Origin of the sequence: Stenotrophomonas sp. GZD-301 (assembly GCF_049310345.1) — a bacterium.
GTDB lineage: Bacteria > Pseudomonadota > Gammaproteobacteria > Xanthomonadales > Xanthomonadaceae > Stenotrophomonas.
On the sequence record NZ_JBMOWY010000072.1, the window covers coordinates 36,917 to 42,975 of the forward strand.

Annotated in this window: 5 protein-coding genes; 2 read left to right on the forward strand and 3 right to left on the reverse strand. The window is 66.4% G+C overall.

Annotated features, from left to right (window positions below; translation table 11 throughout):
• Nucleotides 1-9: 9 nt before the first annotated feature.
• Genes ACO6VK_RS18350 through typA form a run of 3 tightly spaced genes read right to left on the reverse strand, consistent with a single transcriptional unit; the run spans nt 10 to nt 4,029 of the window.
• On the reverse strand, nt 10-1,626 hold the full coding sequence (locus ACO6VK_RS18350) for an amidase (protein WP_422509630.1): 1,617 nt from the start codon (nt 1,624-1,626) through the stop codon (nt 10-12).
• A 56-nt stretch (nt 1,627-1,682) separates the two neighbouring features.
• Nucleotides 1,683-2,168 carry a DUF2127 domain-containing protein gene (locus ACO6VK_RS18355; RefSeq protein ID WP_422509632.1) on the reverse strand — a complete coding sequence of 162 codons (486 nt, stop codon included), beginning with the start codon at nt 2,166-2,168 and terminating at the stop codon, nt 1,683-1,685.
• Between the two features lie 13 nt (nt 2,169-2,181).
• On the reverse strand, nt 2,182-4,029 hold the full coding sequence (gene typA, locus ACO6VK_RS18360; RefSeq protein ID WP_422509634.1) for a translational GTPase TypA: 1,848 nt from the start codon (nt 4,027-4,029) through the stop codon (nt 2,182-2,184).
• Nucleotides 4,030-4,291: 262 nt separating this feature from the next.
• Between typA and ACO6VK_RS18365 the strand changes: the two genes are divergently transcribed.
• Together ACO6VK_RS18365 and ACO6VK_RS18370 are read left to right on the forward strand one after the other, a co-directional pair.
• The gene (locus ACO6VK_RS18365; protein WP_017355437.1) at nt 4,292-4,783 is read left to right on the forward strand and encodes a peptidylprolyl isomerase; all 492 of its coding nucleotides are present in this window, start codon (nt 4,292-4,294) and stop codon (nt 4,781-4,783) included.
• A 114-nt stretch (nt 4,784-4,897) separates the two neighbouring features.
• Complete coding sequence (locus ACO6VK_RS18370) at nt 4,898-5,884, forward strand: malate dehydrogenase (protein WP_038690241.1); 987 nt, start codon at nt 4,898-4,900, stop codon at nt 5,882-5,884.
• Nucleotides 5,885-6,059 lie beyond the last annotated feature (175 nt).

The following is a 6,059-nucleotide window of genomic DNA, read 5'->3' on the forward strand; positions in this document are numbered from 1 at the left end:
CTCAGCAGCTCAGGGTGGGCTGGTGTGCGGCAGCAGGGTGTCGGTCTTGAAGCGCGGCGGACGGCGCGCCCGCGTGCGCTGTTCATAGGCGTAGCCCAGCTCGATCAGGCGCGGCTCGCTCCAAGCGGTGCCCATGAACAGCAGGCCCAGCGGCAGGCCGTCGACATGGGCCATCGGCACGGTCAGGCTCGGGTAGCCGGCCACTGCGGCGGCGCTGTAGCTCTCGCCCGGGAAGTCGTCGCCCTGGCCGTCGCGGATCGGCCAGGCCACGCCGGTGGTGGGGGCGATCAACGCGTCAAGCCGCTGCGCACGCAAGGCGGCATCGATGCCTTCCGGACCGGCCAGGCGGCGCGCGTCACTGCGCGCGCGGATGTACTCGGGCGTGCCCAGACCACCGGTGGTGTTGGCCAGTTCCATGATCTCCTGGCCGAACAGGCTCATTTCCCTGCCGGCGTGCTCGCGGTTCCAGGCGATGACCTCGTCGAGGCTGCGCACCGGTGCCTGGTAGGTGGTGAAGTAGCGCTGCAGGCCGGCCTTGAACTCATGCAGCAGCACGGTCCGCTCGGCGTCCTGCCACTGGCCCTGGGTTGGCAGGCTGGCCGGCACCACGACCGCGCCGGCCTCACGCAGGATCGCAATGGCGTGCTCCAGCGCCGGCCCGATGCCGGGGCGCTTTTCCAGCCCGGTGTACAGCACGCCGATACGGGCGCCGCGCAGGCCGTCCAGGTTCAGTCGCGAGGTGTAGTCGTAGACCGCGCGGCCGGGCATGGTCGCCGTCGCCGGGTCGGCGTCGTCGCGCCCGGCCATCGCGGTGAGCAGTGCGGCTGCATCCGCCACGCTGCGGGTCATCGGGCCGGCGGTGTCCTGGCTGAAGGAAATCGGGATGATGCCTTCGCGGCTCACCAGGCCCACGGTGGGCTTCAGCCCGACGACGCCGTTGATGGCGGCGGGACAGACGATGCTGCCGTCGGTTTCGGTGCCGACCGACGCCGAGGCGAGGTTGGCGGCCACGGCCACCGCGCTGCCGCTGCTGGAGCCGCAGGGATTGTGGCTGAGGCGGTAGGGGTTGCGGGTCTGGCCGCCGCGCGCGCTCCAGCCGGAGATGGAGCGGGTGGAGCGGAAATTGGCCCACTCGCTGAGGTTGGTCTTGCCCAGGATCAGGGCGCCGGCACCGCGCAGGCGCCCCACCAGGAACGCATCGCCGGGGCGGAACCCCTCCAGCGCGAGCGAGCCGGCGGTGGTGCTCATCGGGGCGGCGCCGATGTTGTCCTTGAGCAGGATCGGAATGCCGTGCAGCGGCCCGCGCAGGTGGCCGGCACGCCGTTCGGCATCGAGCTCGGCGGCGTCCTTCAGGGCATCGGGGTTGAGTTCGATCACCGAGCGCAGGCGCGGGCCGGCCCGATCCAGGCGGGCGATACGCTCCAGATAGGCGCGGGTCAGGGTGACGCTGTCCAGCTCGCCGGCGGCCATGCGCGACTGCAGGTCGGCGATGCCGGTTTCGGCGTACGGGAAGGGGACCGCCGGGGCGGTGGTCGTGGCGGCATCGCGTGCATGCGCCGGCAGGGGCGCGGGCGTGCAACCCACCAGGGTGCAGGCAATCAGCAGGGGTGTCAGCGACAGGCGCATCGGTGCGTCCCGGAAACCGGCCGACAGGCTAACCAGCCGCCGCACCGCTTGGCAACTCAGGCCTGCGCCGGGGGGCCGCCATGCCGTTTGCGGATATCGCGGGCGAGCACGCCGACCACGATCAGATTGATCACCAGCACCGACCACGAGGCCCAGCCAGGGTGGCGGATGATGGCGTAGATATCGAACGGCAGGTAGATGCCGGCGGTGACGCAGCCGAGCCAGGATGCCCAGGCCTTGGCGCGCCAGAGGCCCCAGGCCTCGAAGAGGTGCAGCACACCGTAGGCGACCATCGCCGCAGCGGCGAGGTGGACGGCATCGGGGCTGATCATGTTGAGCAGCGAGGGCAGGGTGCCGTGATCCGGGTCCAGACTGAAACGCCGGATCAGGGCATTGACCGCATCGCGAAGCGGCTGCGGACCGAGGATTTCCAGTCCGGTGGCCGCCAACAGCGCCAGTGCCGCCTTGCTGGCTTCCAGCAAGGCGATCACATGGAGACCCGGATGCCTGTGCGGATCCGGGTTGTAGGGCGTGTCGGTCACGACAGAGGTCCGATCAGCCGCCGCGCGATGCCTTCTTGCGGTCGCTTTCGGTCAGGCCCTTCTTGCGAAGACGGATTTCCTTCGGGGTGATCTCGACCAGCTCGTCGTCTTCGATGAAGTCCAGCGCCTGTTCCAGCGAGTACTTGATCGCCGGGGTCAGCTGGATCGCATCGTCCTTGCCCGACGCGCGCATGTTGGTCAGCGGCTTGGTCTTGATCGCGTTGACGGTCAGATCGTTGTCCTTGGAGTGGATGCCGACCAGCTGGCCTTCATACACGTTGTCGCCTTCAGCAGCGAACAGCTTGCCGCGTTCCTGCAGCGGCCCCAGGGAGTACGCCGGGGTTGCGCCCGGGGCATTGGCGATCATCACGCCGTTCTGGCGCTTGGCGATCGCGCCCTGTTCCTTCGGGCCGTAATGGTCGAACACGTGGAACAGCAGGCCCGAACCCTGGGTCAGGGTCTTGAACTCGTTCTGGAAGCCGATCAGGCCACGGGCCGGGATCTGGTATTCCAGGCGCACACGGCCCTTGCCGTCCGGCTCCATGTTCTTCAGCTGGCCCTTGCGGGTGCCCAGCTTTTCCATCACGCCGCCCTGGTGCTGCTCTTCAATGTCCACCACCAGCTGTTCGATCGGCTCCATCGCCTGGCCGTCGATCTGCTTGATGATCACTTCCGGGCGCGACACGGCCAGCTCGTAGCCTTCACGACGCATGTTTTCGATCAGCACCGACAGGTGCAGTTCGCCACGGCCGGAGACCAGGAACTTGTCGGCGTCTTCCAGCTGTTCGACCTTCAGCGCCACGTTGTGGACCTGCTCGCGGTCCAGGCGGTCCTTGATCTGGCGGCTGGTCAGGAACTTGCCACCGGACAGGTCCTTGTTGCCGGCGAACGGCGAGTTGTTGACCTGGAAGGTCATCGAGATCGTCGGTTCATCGACGGTCAGCGCCGGCAGTGCTTCCGGGGTGTCCGGGTGGCACAGGGTGTCGGAGATGGTCAGCTCGGCGATGCCGGAGATGGCGACGATGTCGCCGGCCTCGGCGGTGTCCTGCTCGATGCGCTCCAGGCCCAGGAAGCCCAGCACCTGCGCGACCTTGCCGTTGCGCTTCTTGCCTTCACGGTCGATCACCGCGACCTGCATGTTCTTCTTCAGGGTGCCGCGCTGGACGCGGCCGATGCCGATCACGCCCACGAAGTTGTTGTAGTCCAGCTGGCTGATGCGCATCTGGAACGGACCTTCCGGGTCCACTTCCGGCTTCGGCGCGTGCTGCATGATCGCTTCGTACAGCGGGGTCATGTCGCCATCGCGCACGCTGTCTTCCAGGCCGGCATAGCCGTTCAAGGCCGAGGCGTAGACGATCGGGAAGTCGAGCTGCTCATTGGTGGCGCCGAGCTTGTCGAACAGGTCGAACACCTGGTCGATCACCCAATCCGGACGCGAGCCCGGACGGTCGACCTTGTTGACCACGACGATCGGCTTGAAGCCCATCGCGAAGGCCTTCTGGGTGACGAAGCGGGTCTGCGGCATCGGGCCGTCCATCGCGTCGACCAGGATCAGCACGGTGTCGACCATCGACAGCACGCGCTCCACTTCGCCGCCGAAGTCGGCGTGTCCCGGGGTGTCGACGATGTTGATCCGGTTCTTGATGCCGGTCTTCTTGTCTTCCCAGGTGATGGCCGTGTTCTTGGCCAGGATGGTGATGCCGCGTTCCTTTTCCTGGTCATTGCTGTCCATCACGCGCTCGGCGAGCACGGTGCGCTCGGAGAGGGTGCCGGACTGCTTGAGCAGCTGGTCGACGAGAGTGGTCTTACCGTGGTCGACGTGGGCGACGATGGCGATGTTGCGAAGATTTTCGATAGACATGCGAAAGGGGGCCAGTCGGCGCCGGATTTGGAAAAAGAAGTCCAACATTATACGGCCAAGATGACCAATCGCGAAAACAACCTTCAGCCTATTCAGGTTGACCCCCACCCTCGGTGGCTCCGGGGCGTTCAGGAACGGCGCGTCCCGTGCCGGTTGGGGACCGGGCGCGTGGCGGCGGGTTCGTGAAACTGGCGCGCGTCGTTCAAGGGGCGCGGTGTATCCTATGGAGCTAACGACAAACCCCCGTACCCCAAGGATTTGCATGTCCCTCATCGCCACTTTCGACACCACCCAGGGCCCGATCAAGGTCGAGCTGTTCGCCGACAAGGCACCCAAGACCGTCGCCAACTTCGTGAACCTGGTCAAGAAGGGCTTCTATGACGGCCTGATCTTCCACCGTGTGATCCCGGACTTCATGATCCAGGGCGGCTGCCCGCAGGGTCGTGGCACCGGCGGCCCGGGCTACAAGTTCGAGGACGAGAAGAACGGCGTGAAGCACCAGATCGGCTCGCTGTCGATGGCCAATGCCGGCCCGAACACCAACGGCAGCCAGTTCTTCATCACCCACATCAAGACCGACTGGCTGGACGGCAAGCACACCGTGTTCGGCCAGGTCCTGGAAGGCCAGGCGATCGTCGATTCGGTCAAGCAGGGCGACGTGATCCATTCGATCACCCTGGAAGGCGACACCGACGCCGTGCTGGCCGCCCAGGCCGACCAGGTGGCCGAGTGGAACAAGATCCTCTCCGCCTGATCCCCTCCAGCGGCCTCCTGTAACGGGAGGCCGTTTCGCATTTCCGGCCGCCCCGCCAGGTCTTTCCCCGCCCGGTGGCCACTCCCACACAGCTTCTTAGCAGAGGAAATCCCCATGAAAGCACCTGTTCGTGTTGCCGTGACCGGCGCCGCCGGCCAGATCGGCTACGCCCTGCTGTTCCGCATCGCCTCCGGCGAAATGCTGGGCAAGGACCAGCCGGTCATCCTGCAGCTGCTCGAGCTGCCGGTCGACAAGGCCCAGGCCGCCCTGCGCGGCGTGATGATGGAACTGGAAGACTGCGCGTTCCCGCTGCTGGCCGGCATGGTCGGTACCGATGACGCCGAAGTCGCCTTCAAGGATGCCGACATCGCCCTGCTGGTCGGCGCGCGTCCGCGCGGCCCGGGCATGGAGCGCAAGGACCTGCTGCTGGAAAACGCCAAGATCTTCACCGCGCAGGGCGCGGCGCTGAACAAGGTGGCCAGCCGCAACGTGAAGGTGCTGGTGGTCGGCAACCCGGCCAACACCAATGCCTACATCGCCATGAAGTCGGCGCCGGACCTGAACCCGCGCAACTTCACCGCCATGCTGCGCCTGGACCACAACCGCGCCCTGAGCCAGCTGTCGTCCAAGCTGGGCAAGTCGGTCGGTGGCATTGAAAAGCTGGTCGTGTGGGGCAACCACAGCCCGACCATGTACCCGGACTACCGTTTCGCCACCGCCGACGGCGCCTCCGTCGCCGATGCGATCAACGACCAGGAATGGAATGCCGGCACCTTCATCCCGACCGTGGGCAAGCGCGGCGCGGCGATCATCGAAGCCCGTGGTTCGTCCTCGGCTGCGTCGGCCGCCAATGCCGCCATCGACCACGTGCGCGACTGGGTGCTGGGCAGCAACGGCAAGTGGGTGACGATGGGCGTGCCGTCCGACGGCTCCTACGGCATCCCGGAAGGCGTGATCTTCGGCTTCGCGGTGACCACCGAGAACGGTGAGTACACCCTGGTCAAGGACCTGCCGGTCGACGACTTCAGCCAGAAGTACATCGACAAGACCCTGGCCGAGCTGGAAGAAGAGCGCAGCGGCGTCGCCCACCTGCTGGGTTGATTTCCTGCAAGGGCAGGTATCGACCGTTGGTCGATACGCATTGAAGAACGCCGGGCATTGCCCGGCGTTTTTTTTTCGGTCATGCCAGTGACCGGTTCCCGGTAGTGGGGGGGGGGGGGGGGGGAAGGGGGGGGGGGAGGGGAAAAAAAAGCAAGAAAAAACGAGAGCTCCCCAA

Bases quoted from the DNA above. Each gene is read 5' to 3' on its own strand.
- ACO6VK_RS18350 (WP_422509630.1), bottom strand. From the start codon at position 1,626: ATGCGCCTGTCGCTGACACCCCTGCTGATTGCCTGCACCCTGGTGGGT.
- typA (WP_422509634.1), bottom strand. From the start codon at position 4,029: ATGTCTATCGAAAATCTTCGCAACATCGCCATCGTCGCCCACGTCGAC.
- ACO6VK_RS18365 (WP_017355437.1), top strand. From the start codon at position 4,292: ATGTCCCTCATCGCCACTTTCGACACCACCCAGGGCCCGATCAAGGTC.
- ACO6VK_RS18370 (WP_038690241.1), top strand. From the start codon at position 4,898: ATGAAAGCACCTGTTCGTGTTGCCGTGACCGGCGCCGCCGGCCAGATC.